This window comes from Streptomyces microflavus (assembly GCF_014650075.1).
GTDB lineage: Bacteria > Actinomycetota > Actinomycetes > Streptomycetales > Streptomycetaceae > Streptomyces > Streptomyces microflavus.
On the sequence record NZ_BMUG01000001.1, the window covers coordinates 717,394 to 736,050 of the forward strand.

Below are 18,657 nucleotides of genomic sequence, written 5' to 3' on the forward strand. Positions count from 1 at the left end.
TTCCTCAAGGTCACGGCGGTGCCCACCGCGTCCGCCGACGGCCGCCCGGACCGTCGGGAGCGGGGCGTGACTACCATCCCCTGTGACCGAAACCAGCGAACCACCTGTACACCGCACGCGGATATTGGCCGACCTCACCCCGCTGAGGTCCTCGCCCGACTACCGGCGGCTCTGGTTCGGGAACACCGTGTCCTGGATCGGGCAGGGGATGACGGCCCTCGCCGTGTCGCTCCAGGTCTACGACATCACCGGGTCCGCGTTCTCCGTGGGGCTCATCGGGTTCTGTTCGCTCGTGCCGCTCGTCGTGTTCGGGCTCTACGGCGGGGCGGTCGCCGACACCGTCGACCGGCGCAAGCTCGGCCTGTTCAGCGCCTCGGGGTCCTTCTCCCTGGCCGTCGTCCTGATGGCCGCCACCTTCGCGGGCATCGAGAACGTGGGTCTTCTGTACGCGATCGTCGCCCTCCAGGCCGTCTGCTTCGCGCTCAACGCACCCGCCCGCTCCTCGATGATCGCCCGGCTCCTGCCGCCCGAACAGCTGCCCGCCGCCAACGCGTTGAGCTCCATGACCAGTACGACCGGCGCGCTCGTCGGGCCGATGCTGGGCGGGCTGATCGTCGGCTGGTGGGGGTACCGCGCCGCGTACACCGTCGACGCCCTCACCTTCACCGCCTCCCTCTACGCGATGTGGCGGCTGCCCTCGATGCTGCCCGACCGGGAGGAGGGGGCGCGCAAACGGGCCTCCGTACTGGACGGGCTGCGGTTCCTGGCGGGCCGGCCCAACCTGCGGATGACCTTCCTGAGCGACCTGTGCGCCATGGTCCTCGCCCACCCCCGGGCGCTCTTCCCGGTCGTCGCCATCGTCTGGTACGGAGGTGACGCCCGGACCACCGGCATGCTCGTCGCCGCTCCCGCGCTCGGGGCGCTCCTCGGTGGGGTGTTCTCCGGCTGGCTCGGCCGCATCCGGCTGCACGGCCTCGCCGTCCTGCTGGCCGTCGGCGGCTGGGGCGCCGCCATCGCCGTCTTCGGGCTCACCCGGCACCTCTGGCTCGGGCTGCTCTTCCTCGCCCTCGCCGGGTGCGCCGACACCGTGTCCATGGTGTTCCGCAACACCATGCTCCAGGCCGCTGTCCCCGACGAGATGCGCGGCCGGCTCCAGGGTGTCTTCATCGTCGTCGTCGCGGGCGGGCCCCGGCTCGGCGACTTCCTGGCCGGTTCGGTCGCCCACCTCACCTCGCCGGCCGTGGCCGTCGTCGGCGGAGGCGCCGCCTGTGTCGTCGCCGTCTCCCTGCTCGCCCTGAAGTGGCGCGGCTTCGCCCGCTACGACGCCCGGGACCCGCAGCCGTAGCCGCCCGCCCCCTACGACGCCGTAGCGCACGAACCGCGCCATCGGGCGGACGTACGGAGCCGTCAGGCCGCGTACCCGCCGTCCACCGCCAGTGAGGTCCCGGTGATCCACCGGGCGTCCGGGCCCGCCAGGAAGGCCACGGCCCCCGCGATGTCGGCACCGGCGCCCATGACCTTCGCCGCCGTCCTCAGGCGCTCCGCCTCCGCCACCTCCGTACCCTCCGGGTTCATGTCGGTGACCGTGGGGCCGGGGTCCACGATGTTCGCCGTGATCCCCCGGGGCGCCAGGTCGTGTGCCAGGCCCTTGGTGAAGCCGGTCAGTGCCGACTTGCTCATCGCGTACAGCGTCACGTTCGGCACGGGTACGCGGGTGGCCCAGCAGCTGCCGATGCTGATGACGCGTCCACCGTGCCCCATGTGGAGGACGGCGGCCTGGGTGGCGAGGAAAACCGCCCGCACATTGATGGCGAGCGTGCGGTCGATCTCGTTCAGTGTCATGTCCTCGACGGGGCCGGACGGGAAGATCCCGGCGTTGTTCACCAGGATGTCGAGGCGTCCGAACGTGCCCGCTGCCTCCTCGACAGAGCGCATGACGGCCTCCGGGTCCGCGCTGTCGGCCTGGATGGCCAGGCCCTTACGCCCCAACTCCTCGACCTCCGCCACGACTTCTTTCGCCCGGTCGGCCGCGCTCACGTACGTCAGCGCCACATCGGCGCCCTCCTCCGCCAGGCGGAGGGCGATCGCGGCTCCTATGCCGCGGCTTCCTCCGGTCACCAGCGCCACTTTGCCCGCTAACTGAGACATGCCGTTCCTTCCGCTGCCGCGTTGAGCTATTTTTGGGTCGGACGATCCAGAAATACTAAACAGGTGGGGCGGGCAAGAGGCAACCCCCTTTGAAGGAGGCGGAGATGACCGGACGAGGGCGGCCGCGGGCGTTCGACCGCGGGGCGGCGCTGCGCGGTGCGATGGAGACGTTCTGGGAGTACGGGTACGAGGGCGCCAAGCTCACCGATCTGACCGCCGCCATGGGCATCAACTCCGCAAGCCTCTACAACGCCTTCGGCTCGAAGGAAGAGTTGTTCCGGGAGGCCGTGGCCCTCTACGGCGCCACCGCGGGATCGTCGACCGGTCGCGCCCTGCGGGAGGAGCCGACGGCCCGGGGCGCCGTCGAGGCCATGCTGCGCGGCAACATCGCCATCTTCGCCGACCCGCGGACCCCGAGCGGCTGCATGATCGTCCTCGCGGCCACCAACTGCTCCCAGCAGAACAGGGAGGTCGCCGAGCATCTGGCCGGGTGTCGCAGGGCGGCGGTCGCGGAGCTGGAGGCGCGCCTGGAACGGGCTGTCGAAGAAGGAGAGTTGGCGACCGGGACCGATGTCCGCTCCGTCGCCGCTTTCTACGCGACCGTCCTCCACGGGCTCTCCGTCGAGGCGCGCGACGGCGTGCCCCTGGAGCGCCTCAGCTCCACCGTGGACCACGCCGTCGCCCTGTGGGACTCGCTGGTGGGACGGGCGGAGATCCAGCAGCCGTGAGCGTCCGCTACGAGACGATCGAGCGGGCGATGCCCAGCTCCACCAGATCCTGCGGGCGCAGGCGCAGCTGGTCGGCGGTGGCGCCCGTCTCCTCCGGGGGCCGCTTGAGGATCGCCGCCGCGAGCTCGGGGGCGATGACGGAGAAGTAACTGTCCGCCGCCACATGGGTGTTGCCCGGCGCCGCGAGGGCCAGTGCGCCGCCCGAGCCGCCCTCGCCGATCACCAGCGTCGTCACCGGGACCCGGGCCGCCGCGATCGCAGCGAAGGTGTCCGCGATGGCCGCGCCCGCGCCCGCCCGTTCCGCCTCGGCGTCGTTGGCGGCGCCCGGGGTGTCGACCAGGGTGAGGACGGGGACGCCGAGCCGGTCCGCGAGCCGGATCGTCCGGGCCGCCGCCCGGTACCCGGCCGGGCGGGTCGCGGTCCCGCACTGGGCGACGTACGCCACCGGCTGCCCGTCCCCGCGCAGCCCGAAGCCGGTCAGCAGCCCCGGGTCCGTGGAGCCGCACCTGTCCCCGTGGAGGGGGAGCCGTACGGTGAAGTAGTCGGCCAGGTACGCCTCCGCGCGCGGGCGTTGCGAGGACCGGGCCCGCTCCACCGCCTCCCGGCCGCTCGCAGGAAGCCCGGAAGCGGATGACGGCCGGGCGCGGGGGAGTGGCGCGGCGGACCGGGGTTCCTCGCCCACCCCGCCCGCCCCCAGCGCCCGCAGCCACAGGGCCACCGTGCCCGGCAGCTCCGCGCCCGGGACCACCGCGTCGACCTGGCCCGCCGCGAACTGGCCCTCCGCGCTGTACGCGTACGGGTCCGCGTCCGGCGGCCGTACCCGGGACCCCGCGAAGCCGACCTGGGCGCCCGGCAGGGCCAGCACCACATCCGCGCCGGCCCCCACGGTGGCCCAGCCGCCGCCGGTCGTGGGGTCGCGGACCACGGCGATCTGCGCGAGCCCCGCCGCGCGCAGCCGGGTGGAGGCGGCCGCCACCCGCTGGAGCTGGGTGAGCGCGACCATGCCCTCCTGCATCCGGCTGCCCCCGGTGGCGACGAGCGCGACCAGGGGGAGGCGCCGGGTGAGCGCCAGTCCGTACGCGGCCTCCAGGCGGTCGCCCGTCAGCTGCCCCAACGAGCCGCCCAGGAAGCCGAATTCGAAGGAGAGGAGCACGCACTCCCGGTCGCCGACGACCCCGGTCCCGTACACCACGGACTCGTCCTCGCCCGTGCGTTCCGCCGCCCGCTCCCGCGCCGCGTCGTACCCCGCCCAGCCGAGCGGACCGTCCGGCGGCAGGGTGCGCGGCGGCGGGCGGTGCTCGGTGAAGCCCGTCGCGCCGGTGAGCAGCGCGATCGTCTCCCGGGCCGTCATGCGGAGGGAGGGCTCAGCGGGCATGGAGTGACCTCTTCATGATCTTGCCCAGGTCGTTGCGGGGCAGCGCGTCCAGATAGTGCACCGTACGCGGGCGCTTGTGCGGGGCCAGCTGGGCCGCCACATGGTCCGCCAACTCTTCGGCAGGGGGTGGCGAGCCGGGATCGGCGGCGACCACCCACGCCACGACCCGCTCGCCGAGGTCCGGGTCCGCCTCGCCGGTCACGGCCGCTTCCCGGACGCCGGGGTGGGCCAGCAGGATGTTCTCGATCTCGCCCGCGCCGATCTTGTAGCCGCCGCTCTTGATCAGGTCGGTGGCCTTGCGCCCGACGATCGTGACGTACCCGTCCTCGTCCACCGTGCCGACGTCTCCCGTACGGAACCAGCCGTCCTCCGTGTGCGCGGCGGCCGTGGCGTCGGGCCGGTTCAGGTATCCCGTGAACAGGTTCGGGCCCCGGACCTGGATCTCGCCGATCGCCTCCGGACCGGACAGCACCGAGTCGTCCTCCTCCACCAGGCGCAGCTCCACCCCGGCGAGCGGCGGGCCGACCGTGCCCGGGCGCGGCACGCCGTCCGCCCGGATCCCCGTGTTCATCAGGGTCTCCGTCATCCCGTACCGCTCGATCACGCGCCGCCCGGTCGCCGCCGCGATGCGTTCGTGGTCGTGCACGGGGAGCGCCGCCGAACCGGAGACCAGCAGCCGCGCCCCCGACAGCGCCCCGGCCAGGGCGTCCCGGTCCGCGCCGCCCGCCGGGGCGTCCAGCACCTCGGCCAGCCGGTGGTACATCGTCGGTACGCCGAACAGCATCGTGCCGCCGGACGCCAGCTCGCGGGCCACGGCCCCGGGCGAGAACTTCCCCAGGTGGCGCAGGGAGCCGCCGCGGCGCAGCGGGCCGAGGACGCCCAGGATCAGCCCGTGCACATGGAACAGCGGCAGCGCGTGGACCAGGACGTCGTCAGCGGTCCACCCCCAGGCGTCCTCCAGCGCGTCCAGGGAGGCGGCGACGGCCCGGCGCGGCAGCACGGCCCCCTTGGGCGGGCCGGTGGTGCCGGAGGTGTACACGATCAGGGCGGCGGCCTCGGGGTCGGTCTCGCCCGCTCCGTACTCCTCGGGGCCGGCCTCGTACTCCTCCGGGACCGCCGATGCCGCCGCTGCCGATCCCGCCACCGCCCCCGCGTCCACCGTCACCCGCCGCAGCTTCTCCAGCGCCGGCGGCAGCTCGTCGCCCGGGCCCGCCAGTACGGCCGTGGGCTCGCTGTCGGCCAGGATGTGCGCCAACTCACGTTCGCCGGTACGGGGGTTGAGCGGCACGACCGGCACCCCGGCCCGCAACGCCGCCACCACCGCGATCACCGTTGCGGCCGTCGGGGTGGCCCAGACGGCGACGCGCCCCGCGTCCGCGATCCGGGCGGCGAGCGCGGCGGAGGCCGCGGCCAGCTCGCCGTAGGTCAGGGAGAGGCCGTCGTGGGGCAGGGACAGGTCACCGAAGCGGATGGCCTCCCGGGAGGCTGCCGGGCCGGTGGGGGACTGGAGCGCGGGAAGAAGGAGGGTCACGCCGGGAAGCCTAGGCCGTCGGCGGCGGCCTCGCCGGGACCCGGAGGCCGATGAGGGCAGCGTCACCCCAGGTCGGGCTCTCGGAGGGCCTGTCCCGTCCGTCACATGACTGCACAGAGCATCGAACCGCAATTTGAACACGGCATTGACAAATTAATTTTGCGTTGCCAGCATGCAAAAAGCTTGCCCAGTAAGGGAGTTGGAGCGCTCTCCGGAAGGAAAAAGCTGCCCGCAGCCGAGCGCCTCCTGCACGTCGCAAAGCGCGACAGCGCCTTGCCTGACAGACCCCACGTACCGTCAGGAAGGAACAACCATGTCACCCGCACCCCCGCGGTGGTCCAGATACGTCACCGCGCTCGCCGCACTGCTGGCCACCGCCCTGGCCGTCCCCACCGTCACCGCCACGGCCGCCGATGCCGATGCCCGCGCCCCACGCGTCGCGGCCGACATCCCCGCAGCCGACTACCAGCAGGTCCAACTGGCCCTGGGCCCGGCCGAACTGGGCGAGGCCATGTCCCTCGCCGTGCTGCCCGACCGGTCCGTCCTGCACACCGCCCGCGACGGCACACTCCGCCTCACCGACGCGGCCGGGTCCACGAAGACGGCGGGCAAGCTCGACGTCTACACGCACGACGAGGAAGGCCTCCAAGGCGTCGCCGTCGACCCGGGGTTCGCCACCAACCGGTACGTCTACCTCTACTACTCGCCCGTGCTGAACACCCCGCCCGGCGACGCCCCCACCACCGGCTCCGCCGCCGACTTCGAGCCGTGGAAGGGGCACCTCAACCTCTCCCGCTTCGTTCTGAAGGCCGACGGAACGCTGGACACCGCCAGTGAGAAGGTCGTCCTCGAAGTCGAGAGCGACCGGGGCCAGTGCTGCCACGTCGGCGGTGACATCGACTTCGACGCCGCCGGGAACCTCTACCTGACCACCGGCGACGACACCAATCCCTTCGAGTCGAGCGGCTACGCGCCCATCGACGAACGCACCGACCGCAACCCGCAGTTCGATGCCCAGCGATCCTCCGGGAACACCAACGACCTGCGCGGCAAGCTGCTGCGGATCAAGCCCACGGCGGACGGTGGCTACACCGTCCCGGCGGGCAACCTCTTCGCCCCCGGCACCGCGGGCACCCGCCCCGAGATCTACGCGATGGGCTTCCGCAACCCCTTCCGGATGTCCGTCGACAAGTCGACCGGAGCCGTCTACATCGGCGACTACGGCCCCGACGCCGGGTCCACCGACCCGAACCGCGGCCCCAGCGGCCAGGTCGAGTTCAACCGCGTCACCCAGCCCGGCAACTTCGGCTGGCCGTACTGCACGGGGACCAACACCGCCTCGGAGACGTACGGCGAGTACACCTTCCCCAGCGGTCCGGCCGGCGGGAAGTACGCCTGCGCCACCGGCCCGGCCAACAACTCCTTCCGCAACACCGGCCTCGCCACCCTGCCCCCGGCCCAGCCCGCCTGGATCCGGTACGCCGGTGACGCGGGCTCCCCGCCGGAGTTCGGCGGCGGCTCCGAGTCCCCGATGGCCGGACCCGTATACAACTTCGACGCCGGTCTCGACTCGGCCGTGAAGTTCCCGGCCTCCCTCGACGGCCGGTTCTTCGCCACCGAGTACGGCCGCAAGTGGATCAAGCCGGTCGAGGTGAAGGCCGACGGATCGCCCGGGGTGATCGACACCTTCCCGTGGACCGGCACCCAGGTGATGGACTCCGCGTTCGGACCCGACGGGGCGCTGTACGTCCTCGACTACGGGACCGGCGCGAGCAACCAAGCGCTCTACCGCATCGAGTACCTCGCGGGCAGCAACCGTTCCCCGGTCGCCAAGGCCGCCGCCGACCGCACCTCCGGGCCCACCCCGCTCGCGGTCACCTTCTCCTCGGCCGGCAGCAACGACCCCGAGGGCGGAAACCTCACCTACGCCTGGGACTTCGGCGACGGAGCCACCTCCACCGACCCGAACCCCGGCCACACCTACACCACGGCCGGGACCTACAACCCGACCCTCACCGTCACCGACCCCGAAGGGCTCACCGGCACCGCAAGCCTGGTCGTGACGGCGGGCAACAGCGCACCCACGGTCACCCTCGACACCCCGGCCGACGGGACCCTGTTCTCCTTCGGCGACTCCGTCCCGTTCACCGTGAGCGTCAGCGACCCCGAGGACGGCACGATCGACTGCTCCAAGGTCAAGGTCACCTACCTCCTCGGGCATGACAGCCACCGCCACCAGATCACCTCGAAGAACGGCTGCTCCGGCACCATCGACGTCCCCGTCGACGGGGAGCACGACAGCGCCGCCAACATCTACGGGGTCTTCGACGCCGAGTACACCGACGCGGGCGGGCTGACCACCCACAGCGACTCCGTCCTCCAGCCCCGCCACCGCCAGGGCGAGCACTTCGCCGCCCAGAACGGCATCGAGGTCGCCCCGCACGGCCCGGCCGAGGGCGGCGCCACCGTCGGGTACACGGACGACGGCGACTGGGTCTCCTTCAAGCCGTACGTGCTGTCCAACGCCACCTCCATCACCGCCCGGGTCGCCTCCGGCGGGGCCGGCGGCACCCTGGAGGTACGGGCGGGCTCCGCGACCGGCACGCTGCTCTCCTCGCTCACCGTCGCCCCGACCGGCGGCTGGGAGAACTTCGTGAACCTCACGGCGGACGTGAACAACGCACCCGCCGGATCCACCGAACTCTTCTTCGTCTTCAAGGGGCCGACGGGTCAGGGCAGCCTCTTCGACCTGGACGCCTTCACGTTCAACACGCAGGGAGCGGAGGCGAGCAGCCGATGAGGAAATCCCGTGTCCGCCGCCTGGCGTGCGCCGTGGCCCTCGCCCTCGGGGCGGCCTTCCTGAGCCCCGGCATCCAGAGCGCGGCGGCGGCAGCCGACCCGTACCAGGTCCTGGTCTTCTCCAAGACCGCCGGATTCCGCCACGACTCCATCCCGGCGGGTATCACCGCCATCCAACAGCTGGGCGCGGCCGACGACTTCACCGTCACCGCCACCGAGGACGCGACCGCCTTCACCCCGCAGAACCTTGCCGAGTACGAGGCCGTCGTCTTCCTCTCCACCACCGGCGACGTCCTCGACGACACCCAGCAGAACGCCCTCAAGGGGTACGTCGACGGGGGCGGCGGCTTCGTCGGCGTCCATGCGGCGGCCGACACCGAGTACGACTGGCCGGAGTACGAGGACCTCGTCGGAGCCTGGTTCCAGAGCCACCCGGCGATCCAGGAGGCCCGCCTCACCACCGAGGACCACGTCCACCCGGCGACCGCGCACCTGGACGACACCTGGACGCGGACCGACGAGTGGTACAACTACCGCTCCAACCCCCGCCAGGACGTCCACGTCCTGCAGTCCCTGGACGAATCCAGCTACAGCGGCGGCGAGATGGCGGGGGACCACCCCATCACCTGGTGCCACCCGCAGCAGGACGGGCGCTCCTTCTACACCGGGCTCGGCCACACCATCGAGTCCTTCGCCGACCCGGACTTCCGCCAACTCCTCCTCGGCGGCATCCAGTACGCGGCCGGAGCCGTCGAGGCCGACTGCTCTTCCACCGGGGACCCCGGCCCGGACCCGGGCGGCGACAGCGCGGAGGCGGAGGCGTACACCTCCTCCTCCGGCGTCCAGGCCGCCCCGCACTCGGCGGCGAGCGGCGGCGCCACCCTCGGCTACATCGACCACGGCGACTGGGTGGGCTACGCCTCGCTCGACCCCGCCGGGGCCACCGCCTTCACCGCACGGGTCTCCTCGGCCGGCGCGGGCGGCACCATCGAGGTCCGCGCCGGTTCCGCCACCGGGCAGCTCCTCGGCTCGGTGGCCGTCACCCCCACCGGCGGCTGGGACACGTTCACCGAGGTCACCACCACCCTCACGGCCGCTGCACCCGGCGCGGGCCCGCTGTTCCTCCGGTTCACCGGCGGCGCGGGCGCCCTCTTCGACGTCGACCGCTTCACCCTCACCCGCGCCCCGGCCACCGAGGAGGGCGGCTCGTCCAACGTGCACCTCTTCTACTACCCCTGGTACGGCACCCCGGAAGGCCCGGCAGGGAGCTGGCGCCACTGGCAGCAGGGCGGCCACACCCCGCCCGCAGCCGTCGGCGCCGACCTCTACCCGAAGCTCGGCCCGTACGACTCCGGCGACATCGCCGGGGCGGTGGACCAGCACATGGAGTGGGTCCAGCGGTCCGGCGCGGGCGTCATCGTCTACAGCTGGTGGGGACAAGGGGGTTACGAGGACTCCCTGGCCGGAGACGTCCTGGACGCCGCCGCCCGCCACGGCGTCGAGGTCGCCTGGCACATCGAGCCGTACAGCGGCCGCACCGCAGCCTCCGTCGTCGACGACATCGCCTACCTGGAAGGGAAGTTCGGCGACCATCCGGCGTTCTACCGGGACGCGGCACACGGCGACCGCAACGCCTACTACATCTTCGAGAGCCTGAGGATCCAGGACTGGTCGGCCCTGGACGCCGTCAAGGACACCGCCATCGTCCTCGCCCAGACCACCGACACCACCAAGGTCGACCACTTCGGCGGGATCTACACCTACGACGGCATCGCCGGCGCCACCGCCCCCGGCTGGAAGCAGGCGGGCGACTACGCCAAGGCCAACGGCCTGGTCTGGGCCCCCTCGGTCGCCCCCGGCTACATCGACGACCGGGCCGTCCCCGGCAACACCACCCCCACCCTGGGCCGCGCGGACGGCGCCTCCTACGACCTGGAGTGGAACAACGCCCTGGACCCGGCCATCGGCGGTGACCCCACCTGGGTCTCCGTCACCTCGTTCAACGAGTGGCACGAGGGCAGCTCCATCGAACCGGCCTCCTCCAACCCGCCGCCGGGCCACGGATACGAGACCTTCGAGGGGGCCTACGGCAAGACCGGGGCGGCCGCCGAGACGGCCTACCTGGACCGGACCGCGTACTGGGCGGACCGGTTCGAGCAGCAGCGCAGGTAGCACCCGGGCCCGCAGACGAACGGCCGCGTTCCGGCGGGAACGCGGCCGTTCTTCCGTGCCCGGAGCCTCACCCGTCGCGCTGAAGGGTCCGCATCCGCGCGTACGCGTACACGCACCCCGCGAGCGCCAGGTCGGACAGCAGCATGAAGCCGATCGCGTAACTGTCCTTGGCGCTGTAGATCGCCCCCATCACCAGCGGCGGTACGAAGCCGCCGAGCCCGCCCATCGCGCCGACGATGCCCGTCACACTGCCCACCTTCGGCTGCGGGGTCACCTGCGAGACCAGGGCGAACACACTGCCGCTCGCCGTGCCGAGCCCGGCCGCCATGGCCAGCAGAGCAATGGTGCCGACCGGGTTCAGGGGCGGCTCGAAGGCCTGGACGACCGCCATCAGGGCCGCCACCAGCAGCGCGCCCGAGGTCACCAGCGCCGGGTGGATCCGGTCCGAGAGCCAGCCGCCGATCGGCCGGAAGACGACGGTGACCAGGGCGAACCCGGCCGCCTTGGTGCCCGCCTCGGTCGGTGACATCTCGTACCAGGTCTTCAGGTACGTCGGCAGATAGACCCCGAACGCCACGATCCCGCCGAAGCCGATCGCGTACAGCGCCGACAGTTCCCAGGTCACCCGCAGCTTCCCGGCCTCGCCCAGCCGGTGCACCAATGTGTCCGTGGGGATCTTCCGGTCGGGGTGGTCGCTGATCAGGGCGGCGGCCAGCAGCGCGAACACCACCAGGGCCCCCGCGACCACGAGGAACGGCAGGTTGTCGCCCTGCTTCGCGATGCGCGGGGTGAAGTACCCCGACAGCGCCACCCCGCCCATCCCCATCCCGAACACGCCCAGCGCGAACCCCCGCTTGGCGGGCGGGAACCACGAGTTGACCAGCGGGACGCCGATCGCGAACGTGGTGCCGCCGAGCCCCAGCAGGAAGCCGACCGCGATCATCGCGCCGTACGAGTTCTTCGCGGGGATCAGCAGCAGCACCGGGACCACCGTCAGCGCCGACACCACGGGGAACATCAGCTTCGCGCCGTACTTGTCCGTCAGCGCGCCCACCGGGATACGGCCGAGCGACCCGACGAGCACCGGCACGGCCACCAGGAACGACTGCTGGAACGAGCTGAGCCCCAGCCGGTCCTTGTAGTCGCCGGACATCGGCGCGATCAGGTTCCACGCCCAGAAGGTGAGCGCGAAGCCGACCGTCGCCATGACGAGGTTGCGGTACGCGGCGGCGGAGGGCGCGGCGGCCGCCGGGGCGTGGGCGTCCGGGGGCTCTGGGGACTGTCTGACGGCGGTATCCACACGGCAAGTCAAGGGCGCGGGGAAGCGCACGGCCCGCCGGACTGCGCCGACCGGGCGACGGCAGGCTCTCGGCTCCCCTTCGGTTTCCCTCAGCCGATATCGCCGCAAGCTGGGACAATCGCGGTATGGACCGGCTGGACAGGGAAATCCTCGGCATTCTCCAGGAGGACGCGCGGATCTCGTACCGGGATCTGGGCGTACGCGTGGGGCTCAGCGCCAACGCGGCGGGCGACCGGGTCCGCCGCATGCGCAAGGACGGGGTGATCCGCGGCTTCACCGTCATCGTCGACCCGGCCGCCGACACCCGTTCGGGCCTGGTCGTCTTCATCGATGTGAGCCTGCGGCTCGACACGACGAACGAGGAGTTCGAGCGCTCGGTGCTGATGCTGCCCGGGATCACGGAGGTGGTGCACGTGACGGGCGGCCACGACTACCTGATCCGCGCCACGGCGGCCGACCCGGTGGCGCTGGACTCGCTGCTGCGGCGGCTCAAGCGGGAGGCAGGGGTGGCCCACTCCACCACCCGGATCGCGCTACGGGCGGCGCCGAAGCACTGACCGGCACGCTTCGGGCAGCGCCGATCCACTCACCCACACCCTTCGGGCGGCGCCCAAGCACTGACCCGCACCCCTTCTGTACTAGCCCCCCCCGTCAGATCGGCGCCTGCCACGTCACCGTCGTCGACCGGCCGCCCTCCTCGTCCCGCCCGTCGTCGGCCACCACCAGGCGCACCGCGCTCCGCCCGTCCGGCAGCCGGACCGTCGCGTCCACCTCCACGTCGATGGCCGAGACCCCGGGCCTGCGGTGCGCGGCGGCCAGCGCACCGCGCAGCGCGGCCAGCAGCTCCCGGCCCGCCTCCTCGCCCACCAGCGCGTCCACCGCCCCCGTGAAGTGCACCGACGGCGGAAAGCCGAGCAGCGCCGACGCGCCCCCGGTCTCCCGCAGCACCCGGCCCCGGAACGTGCTCGGGGCCTCGGCGGGCGGCTGCTGGAGGGCGAAGATCGCGGTGCGGACCTCCTGGATGGTGGAGTCCAGCTCGTCCACGGCCCGGCCGAGCAGCTCGCCCGCCCCCTCCTCCTTGCTGTCGCCCGCCCCCTCCTCCGTACTGTCGCCGGTCTCCTCCGCCGTGGCCCGCCGACGTGTCGACTCCAGCATCATCTCGGTGGCGAAGAGCCGCTGGACCACCAGATCGTGCAGGTCACGGGCGATCCGGTCGCGGTCCTCGTACACCGCGAGCTGCTCCCGGTCCGCCTGTGCGTCCGCCATCACCAGCGCCAGGGCGGCCTGCGAGGCGAACTGGGTCGCGAGCAGCCGGTCGACCGCCGTGTACGGGGGTTCGCCGCGCCGCCGGGGGAGGGCGAGCGTGCCGATGAGCCGGCCGCCGCTCTGCAGCGGGAGCATCATGCTGGGCCCGAACCGGGACCGTACCTCGGTGGTCATCCGGGGGTCGGTGGCGGAGTCGTCGATGAAGACCGGTTCGCCGCCGAGCAGTTGGACCAGGACGGGGGAGCCGGGCGCGATGGTGGTGCCGACGATGCCCGCCGGGTCGTCGAGCGTGGAGGCGGTCACGATCTCCATGCCGCCCGCCTCGGTCGGCTGGAGGATCACCCCGGCCGAGGCGCCGGCGAGCACCCGGGCCCGTTCGGCCACGGTCATCAGGGCGTCGGCCGCGTTGGTGCCGGTGAGCAGGGCCGTGGTGACCGCGGCCGCCCCCTCGATCCACCGCTCGCGCTGCCGGGCGCTCTCGTAGAGCCGGGCGTTGCCGATCGCGATGCCCGCCTGGGCGGCCAGGACCTGCAGCAGGGCCCGGTCGGTCTCACTGAAGGCACCGGTGCTCTTCTCGGCCAGGCAGAGGTGGCCGTAGAGCTCGGTGTGCACCTGGATCGGGGCGGTGAGGAAGGCCCGCGCGGGCGGTCCGCCCGGCGCCCGGCCACCCTCGGGCGGGAGCCCCGCGCGGCGGTCCGGGAGGAGATGGCCGACGCGTTGCCGCTCCGCCTCCGTCATCCCGGTGGTGTAGAGCGCCTCGGTCCGGTCCTGGTCGGGCTCCAGCACGCCGAGCGCGCCGTAGCGGGCCCCGGTCAGGGTGGTCGCGGTGTCCACGATCTGCTGGAGGGTGGCCCGGAGCCCGAGGTCGCTGCCGATGCTGAGGACGGCCTCCAGGAGGAGCGGCAGCCGGCCCACGGAGGGCTGCCGCTCGTCCGGCGTGCTCCCGGCGGGCCGGGGCGCCCCGGAGCCGTCCACCGGGGCCGCCCCTGCCGAGTCCTGTCCCGCCTGTCCCGCCTGTCCTGTCTGCCCCGGCTGCCCGGTCATCCGCGCCGCCCGGCCCGTGCCCGAAGGCACGTCCTAGCCCGCCAGCGGGTTGAGGACCATCGGCTGGATCTTGCCCTCCAGCATCGCGCCGAGGCCGAGCACCGAGCAGACGTCGGGGCGCTCGGCGATGTTCACCGGCATACCGGTCGCGTCACGGAGCATCTGGTCGAGCCCCGGCAGCAGCGCGCTGCCGCCCACCATCATGATCCCGCGGTCCGCGAGGTCGGCGACCAGATCGGGCGGGCACTCGCGCAGCACCTTGCCCACACCGTCGAGGACGGCGGTGAGCGGGGTGTGGATGGCCTGCCGTACGGCGGCGGTGTCGACCTGCACCGAGCGGGCCAGGCCGGTCGCCACGTCGCGGCCGTGGATCTCGGTCAGGGCGGGGCCGGTGAGCTGGAGGCCGTTGCCGTGCAGCGCCAGCTGCAGAGGGCGTACGGACTGGCTCGGAAGCATCAGCTCGTGGCGCTGGCGCAGGTACTGGATCACCGCTTCGTCGATGGCGTTGCCGCCGACCGGGATCCGCACGGCCGTCACGATCGAGCCGAGCGAGAGCACGGCGATCTGGGTGGTGGCCGCACCGCACGCCATGATCATGGTGGCGGTCGGCTGCTCCACCGGCAGCCCGCAGCCCGCGGCCGCCGCGATCAGGGTGTCCACCAGCTCGACCCGCCGGGCGCCGAGCCCGACGAGGGTCTCCACCGTGGCGCGCTGGGCCAGCGGGTCGGCCTCGTGCGGGATGCAGGCGGCGGCCCGCAGCCGGGGCTTTCGGCGCAGCTGGCGGCGGAGCTTGTCGCCGAGCAGGTGGCGCAGCATCCGCTGGGCCATCTCGATGTCGACGACGGAGCCGCCGGAGACCGGGCGGACGACCCGGATGTATTCGGGGGTGCGGCCGGTCATCTGCTCGGCGAGCACGCCGACCGCGATGAGTGATCCGGTACGGGTGTTGACGGCGGCGACGCTCGGTTCGTCGACGACGAGCCCGAGCCCCTTCACGTACACACGGGTCCTCGCGGCCCCGAGATCGACGGCGACATGGCAACGCTGCAACTGCTCAAGGCTGACGGTCACGGCAGGTTCTCCCGAGAGCGCGGATGGGGGTACCGGCGGCAGCCGGCCTCTCATCGCATCGTCGCGTTCCCCGCCGGGTCGCGCGCGCTGGGATCCGCCGTAAGAGGGTCGGAACCTGACGGCCCGCCAGGTTGCCCCCAAGGCCTCACCCCGCCAGGCACCCCCGACGCCTCACCCCGGCAGCAGCCGCTGGAACAGCCCCCAGGTGAACTCGGCGATGTACGGCTCCCCGCTGCCCGGGTCCGTGAGGGCCAGCGCCCAGCGGGTCGGCGCGCTGCCCTCCATCGGCCGCGCCGGGGGAAACGCCCGGGCCACCTCGTCCACGGTGCACGACCAGGGGCGCAGCGAGGGTACGGAGGTGAGTGCGGGGCCCACCGCCCCCGGGGCCCGGACGAGCCACTCGTTCCACACGGCCCCGCCCGGCCCCGCCATCGCCTCGAACCGGAGGTCCGGCCAGAGCGGCACCGGCCAGAGCAGCGCCTCGCACTCCAGGTCGCCCACCCGCCGCTTCAGGGTCAGCTCCGGCTCGCCGAGCACCGAGCGGTAGCGCCGCAGCGATCCCCGCCCCCGGGGCGCCCGGACCATGGCCTGCCAGCGCCGGTTGGCCTCCCGCATATCGGCGAGCGAGGCGCTCAGCTCCTGCCGTGCCTCCTCCACCAGATCCGGCTGGTGGTCGGCCATCCGGCGGAGCAGGACGAGCTGGAACTGGAGGGGGCCGAAGGGGGTGGGAGCGGTCATGCCGCCCATCCTCCCGCAGGTCAGGCGTATCGGACCGGCCGTCCGCGGAATCCGTCGTTCCTCACAGGATCCTCACCTGGTCCGCTTCCTCCGTTGAACTGCGCACGTCTAATCTGCGGGCGCCATGGATTACTGCCACCCGTGCCGACGGCATCTCAACGGAGCTCTGGCCTGCGCCGGGTGCGGAACTCCCGCCGACGCGCTGGGCCCCTACGCCGTGCCCGCGCCGACGCCCGCGGGCCACGCCCCGGACGCACCGGGCGAAGCCGCCGACGCGCCCGCACCCGCCGCCCGTTCCCGCCGGCGTGCGCGGGGCAGCCACCGCAGACGCGGCCGTACGGCGCTGCTCGCGGTGGGCGGTCTGGTCCTCGCGGCGGGCGCGCTGAGCCTGGCGGAGCTGGCCATGGAGGCGGACCGGCAGGAGACCGCCGCCGACTTCGTGCAGGAGGCGCCGAACGGTCCCGCCGAGCCCGTACCGGACTCCGCATCGGGTGGTGCTGCTCCGCAGGATCCGGGCCCGGTCACCTCCGGCGGGGGCAAGCCGGTGGACCCGTCGGCGTCGGGCAGCGCCCCGGCGGACGGCCCGTCGGAGTCACCCGCCCCCGACGCCTCCGCCACGGCCTCGACCACGGCGTCCCCGGACCCCGACGGGGCGACCGCCTCGCCCGGCTCGACCCCGGACCCCTCCGACAGCCCGCCCGCCGACCCGCCGGGCCCGGGGGAGCCCGAGGAGCCGCCGACCGCGCCGGCGCCCCCGCCGCCGGACGACCCGACCGAGGCCCCGACGCCCACCCCGACACCGTCCCCGACCTGCACCCGCTTCCTGTGGTGGTGCACGTAGACCTCTGGAACAGGCTTAGACCCCTGGAACAGGCTTCGACCCCTGGGTCAGGCTTCGCCCAGCATCCGCCGCAGCAGATCCCGCAGTACGGTCCGCTCGGCGTCGGACAGCTCGGCCAGCGGCTCCCGGGCGAAGGTCAGCGACTCCCGCAGCTCCCGGGCCGTCCGCACCCCCGCCTCCGTCGCGGCGGCCACCTTCACGCGGCGGTCGACCGGGTCCGGCCGGCGTTCGACCAGTCCGCGGGTCTCCAGGCGGTCGACGATGCCGGTCACGTTCGACGGCTCGCACTTCAGCTTGACGGCGATCTTCCGCATCGGGGTCGGCTCCAGCGCGAGCAGCCCGAGGACCCGCGCCTGTGCCCCGGTGAGGGAGTGGTCGGCGGCGGCACGGTCGTACTCCTCGTGGTAGCGCGCCACGACGGTGCCGATGAGCTCGACGACCTCAAGGGTCAGGGGGTCTGTGCGAGTGGCCATGGAGACCAGCGTACCGATTTACTTGACAATATGAAATATTCAGGAGCATGGTTGTTTCATGTAATGAAGCTTTCCTAGCAGGGCTTCCCCCCGTAGGACATTGAGGAGACCCCGAGCCCATGTCTGCAGCACTTCCCACGTCCAGCCGCGAATGGCACCTCGTCGCCCGCCCCCACGGCTGGCCCAAGTCCGAGGATTTCGCGCTGCGTGAGGCCGCGGTGGCCGCTCCGGCCGAAGGCCGCATCCTCGTCCGCAACAAGTACTTCTCCGTCGACCCGTACATGCGGGGCCGGATGAACGACGTGAAGTCGTACACCCCGCCCTTCAAGCTCGACCACCCCATGGACGGCGGCGCGGTCGGCGAGGTCATCGCCTCGAACGCCGAGGGCTTCTCCGTCGGCGACCACGTCCTGCACGGCCTCGGCTGGCGCGAGATCGCCGACGTGCCCGCCAAGCACGCGGTGAAGGTCGACCCCGACCTCGCGCCGCTCTCCGCCTACCTCGGCGTGCTCGGCATGACCGGACTCACCGCCTACGCGGGCCTGTTCGACGTCGCCTCCTTCAAGGAGGGCGACGCGGTCTTCGTCTCCGGCGCCGCCGGTGCCGTGGGCAGCCAGGTCGGCCAGCTCGCCAAGCTCAAGGGCGCCTCCCGGGTCATCGGCTCCGCGGGCTCCGACGAGAAGGTCAAGCTCCTCATCGAGGAGTACGGCTTCGACGCCGCGTTCAACTACAAGAACGGGCCGGTCCGCGACCAGCTCAGGGAAGCCGCCCCCGACGGCATCGACGTCTACTTCGACAACGTCGGCGGCGACCACCTCGAAGCCGCGATCGGCGCGCTCAACGTGCACGGCCGCGCCACCATCTGCGGCATGATCGCCCAGTACAACGCCACCGAGCCGACCCCCGGCCCGCGCAACATGGCGCTGATCATCGGCAAGCGGCTGCGGCTGCAGGGCATGCTCGTCGGCGACCACGCCGACCTCCAGCCGAAGTTCGTCGAAGAGGTCGCCGGCTGGCTGGCCTCCGGCGAGCTGAAGTACCGCGAGACCACGGTCGAGGGCATCGAGAACGGCTACGACGCGTTCGTCGGTCTCCTGCGCGGCGAGAACACCGGCAAGATGATCGTTTCCCTGGTCTGACCCGGCCCCGGCCGCTCCAGGTCACGCGTTAG

15 protein-coding genes are annotated in these 18,657 nt (G+C 72.7%); 7 read left to right on the forward strand and 8 right to left on the reverse strand.

Translation table 11 applies throughout. The features are described 5' to 3' along the window. Nucleotides 1-82 precede the first annotated feature (82 nt). Nucleotides 83-1,345, forward strand: coding sequence for an MFS transporter (locus tag IE264_RS03080; protein WP_032753149.1), 1,263 nt, complete (start codon nt 83-85; stop codon nt 1,343-1,345). A 62-nt stretch (nt 1,346-1,407) separates the two neighbouring features. Here the strand turns inward: IE264_RS03080 and IE264_RS03085 are convergent, their stop codons facing one another. Next, nucleotides 1,408-2,148, reverse strand: a complete 741-nt coding sequence (locus IE264_RS03085) for an SDR family NAD(P)-dependent oxidoreductase (RefSeq protein ID WP_032753148.1) — start codon at nt 2,146-2,148, stop codon at nt 1,408-1,410. Between the two features lie 104 nt (nt 2,149-2,252). Between IE264_RS03085 and IE264_RS03090 the strand changes: the two genes are divergently transcribed. Beyond that, nucleotides 2,253-2,876 carry a TetR/AcrR family transcriptional regulator gene (locus IE264_RS03090; protein WP_032753147.1) on the forward strand — a complete coding sequence of 208 codons (624 nt, stop codon included), beginning with the start codon at nt 2,253-2,255 and terminating at the stop codon, nt 2,874-2,876. 7 nt (nt 2,877-2,883) lie between these two features. Here the strand turns inward: IE264_RS03090 and IE264_RS03095 are convergent, their stop codons facing one another. Both IE264_RS03095 and IE264_RS03100 read right to left on the reverse strand, forming a co-directional pair. Next, on the reverse strand, nt 2,884-4,251 hold the full coding sequence (locus IE264_RS03095) for a carboxyl transferase domain-containing protein (protein ID WP_032753146.1): 1,368 nt from the start codon (nt 4,249-4,251) through the stop codon (nt 2,884-2,886). Beyond that, complete coding sequence (locus tag IE264_RS03100; RefSeq protein WP_032753145.1) at nt 4,241-5,782, reverse strand: acyl-CoA synthetase; 1,542 nt, start codon at nt 5,780-5,782, stop codon at nt 4,241-4,243. Before IE264_RS03100 ends, IE264_RS03095 begins: the two co-directional genes overlap by 11 nt. 313 nt (nt 5,783-6,095) lie before the next feature. Here IE264_RS03100 and IE264_RS03105 point away from each other — a divergent pair, with 313 nt between their 5' ends. Together IE264_RS03105 and IE264_RS03110 are read left to right on the forward strand one after the other, a co-directional pair. Further along, nucleotides 6,096-8,582: a PQQ-dependent sugar dehydrogenase gene (locus tag IE264_RS03105; protein ID WP_032753144.1), complete on the forward strand. Its 2,487-nt coding sequence runs from the start codon at nt 6,096-6,098 to the stop codon at nt 8,580-8,582. Continuing rightward, nucleotides 8,579-10,753 carry a glycoside hydrolase family 99 protein gene (locus IE264_RS03110; RefSeq protein ID WP_032753143.1) on the forward strand — a complete coding sequence of 725 codons (2,175 nt, stop codon included), beginning with the start codon at nt 8,579-8,581 and terminating at the stop codon, nt 10,751-10,753. Before IE264_RS03105 ends, IE264_RS03110 begins: the two co-directional genes overlap by 4 nt. Nucleotides 10,754-10,820: 67 nt before the next feature. Here IE264_RS03110 and IE264_RS03115 read toward each other — a convergent pair whose 3' ends face one another. Continuing rightward, nucleotides 10,821-12,053, reverse strand: coding sequence for a nitrate/nitrite transporter (locus IE264_RS03115; protein WP_032753142.1), 1,233 nt, complete (start codon nt 12,051-12,053; stop codon nt 10,821-10,823). Between the two features lie 125 nt (nt 12,054-12,178). Here IE264_RS03115 and IE264_RS03120 point away from each other — a divergent pair, with 125 nt between their 5' ends. Then, a complete protein-coding gene (locus tag IE264_RS03120; RefSeq protein WP_015608318.1) occupies nt 12,179-12,610 on the forward strand; it encodes an Lrp/AsnC family transcriptional regulator in 432 nt (143 codons plus the stop codon). Nucleotides 12,611-12,704: 94 nt separating this feature from the next. Here the strand turns inward: IE264_RS03120 and IE264_RS03125 are convergent, their stop codons facing one another. From IE264_RS03125 to IE264_RS03135, 3 genes are all read right to left on the reverse strand, one after another. Further along, a complete protein-coding gene (locus tag IE264_RS03125; protein ID WP_229887365.1) occupies nt 12,705-14,363 on the reverse strand; it encodes a sensor histidine kinase in 1,659 nt (552 codons plus the stop codon). Between the two features lie 33 nt (nt 14,364-14,396). Next, entirely contained in the window at nt 14,397-15,434 is a 1,038-nt protein-coding gene (locus IE264_RS03130) for a rod shape-determining protein (RefSeq protein WP_015608316.1), read from the reverse strand. A 171-nt stretch (nt 15,435-15,605) separates the two neighbouring features. Further along, the gene (locus tag IE264_RS03135; protein ID WP_190167567.1) at nt 15,606-16,172 is read right to left on the reverse strand and encodes a hypothetical protein; all 567 of its coding nucleotides are present in this window, start codon (nt 16,170-16,172) and stop codon (nt 15,606-15,608) included. Between the two features lie 124 nt (nt 16,173-16,296). On the opposite strand from IE264_RS03135, the gene IE264_RS03140 reads away from it, so the two are divergent. Further along, the gene (locus IE264_RS03140) at nt 16,297-17,013 is read left to right on the forward strand and encodes an SCO2400 family protein (RefSeq protein WP_051821645.1); all 717 of its coding nucleotides are present in this window, start codon (nt 16,297-16,299) and stop codon (nt 17,011-17,013) included. 47 nt (nt 17,014-17,060) lie between these two features. On the opposite strand, the gene IE264_RS03145 is transcribed toward IE264_RS03140, so the two are convergent. Then, on the reverse strand, nt 17,061-17,486 hold the full coding sequence (locus IE264_RS03145; protein ID WP_015608313.1) for a MarR family winged helix-turn-helix transcriptional regulator: 426 nt from the start codon (nt 17,484-17,486) through the stop codon (nt 17,061-17,063). Nucleotides 17,487-17,605: 119 nt separating this feature from the next. On the opposite strand from IE264_RS03145, the gene IE264_RS03150 reads away from it, so the two are divergent. Then, entirely contained in the window at nt 17,606-18,625 is a 1,020-nt protein-coding gene (locus tag IE264_RS03150; RefSeq protein WP_032753139.1) for an NADP-dependent oxidoreductase, read from the forward strand. The last annotated feature ends 32 nt before the right edge of the window (nt 18,626-18,657 follow it).

What these genes read in the sequence shown, in the direction of transcription:
- IE264_RS03085 (WP_032753148.1), bottom strand. Translation starts at nt 2,148, where the DNA reads ATGTCTCAGTTAGCGGGCAAAGTGGCGCTGGTGACCGGAGGAAGCCGC.
- IE264_RS03090 (WP_032753147.1), top strand. Translation starts at nt 2,253, where the DNA reads ATGACCGGACGAGGGCGGCCGCGGGCGTTCGACCGCGGGGCGGCGCTG.
- IE264_RS03095 (WP_032753146.1), bottom strand. Translation starts at nt 4,251, where the DNA reads ATGCCCGCTGAGCCCTCCCTCCGCATGACGGCCCGGGAGACGATCGCG.
- IE264_RS03105 (WP_032753144.1), top strand. Translation starts at nt 6,096, where the DNA reads ATGTCACCCGCACCCCCGCGGTGGTCCAGATACGTCACCGCGCTCGCC.
- IE264_RS03110 (WP_032753143.1), top strand. Translation starts at nt 8,579, where the DNA reads ATGAGGAAATCCCGTGTCCGCCGCCTGGCGTGCGCCGTGGCCCTCGCC.
- IE264_RS03120 (WP_015608318.1), top strand. Translation starts at nt 12,179, where the DNA reads ATGGACCGGCTGGACAGGGAAATCCTCGGCATTCTCCAGGAGGACGCG.
- IE264_RS03125 (WP_229887365.1), bottom strand. Translation starts at nt 14,363, where the DNA reads ATGACCGGGCAGCCGGGGCAGACAGGACAGGCGGGACAGGCGGGACAG.
- IE264_RS03135 (WP_190167567.1), bottom strand. Translation starts at nt 16,172, where the DNA reads ATGACCGCTCCCACCCCCTTCGGCCCCCTCCAGTTCCAGCTCGTCCTG.
- IE264_RS03140 (WP_051821645.1), top strand. Translation starts at nt 16,297, where the DNA reads ATGGATTACTGCCACCCGTGCCGACGGCATCTCAACGGAGCTCTGGCC.
- IE264_RS03145 (WP_015608313.1), bottom strand. Translation starts at nt 17,486, where the DNA reads ATGGCCACTCGCACAGACCCCCTGACCCTTGAGGTCGTCGAGCTCATC.
- IE264_RS03150 (WP_032753139.1), top strand. Translation starts at nt 17,606, where the DNA reads ATGTCTGCAGCACTTCCCACGTCCAGCCGCGAATGGCACCTCGTCGCC.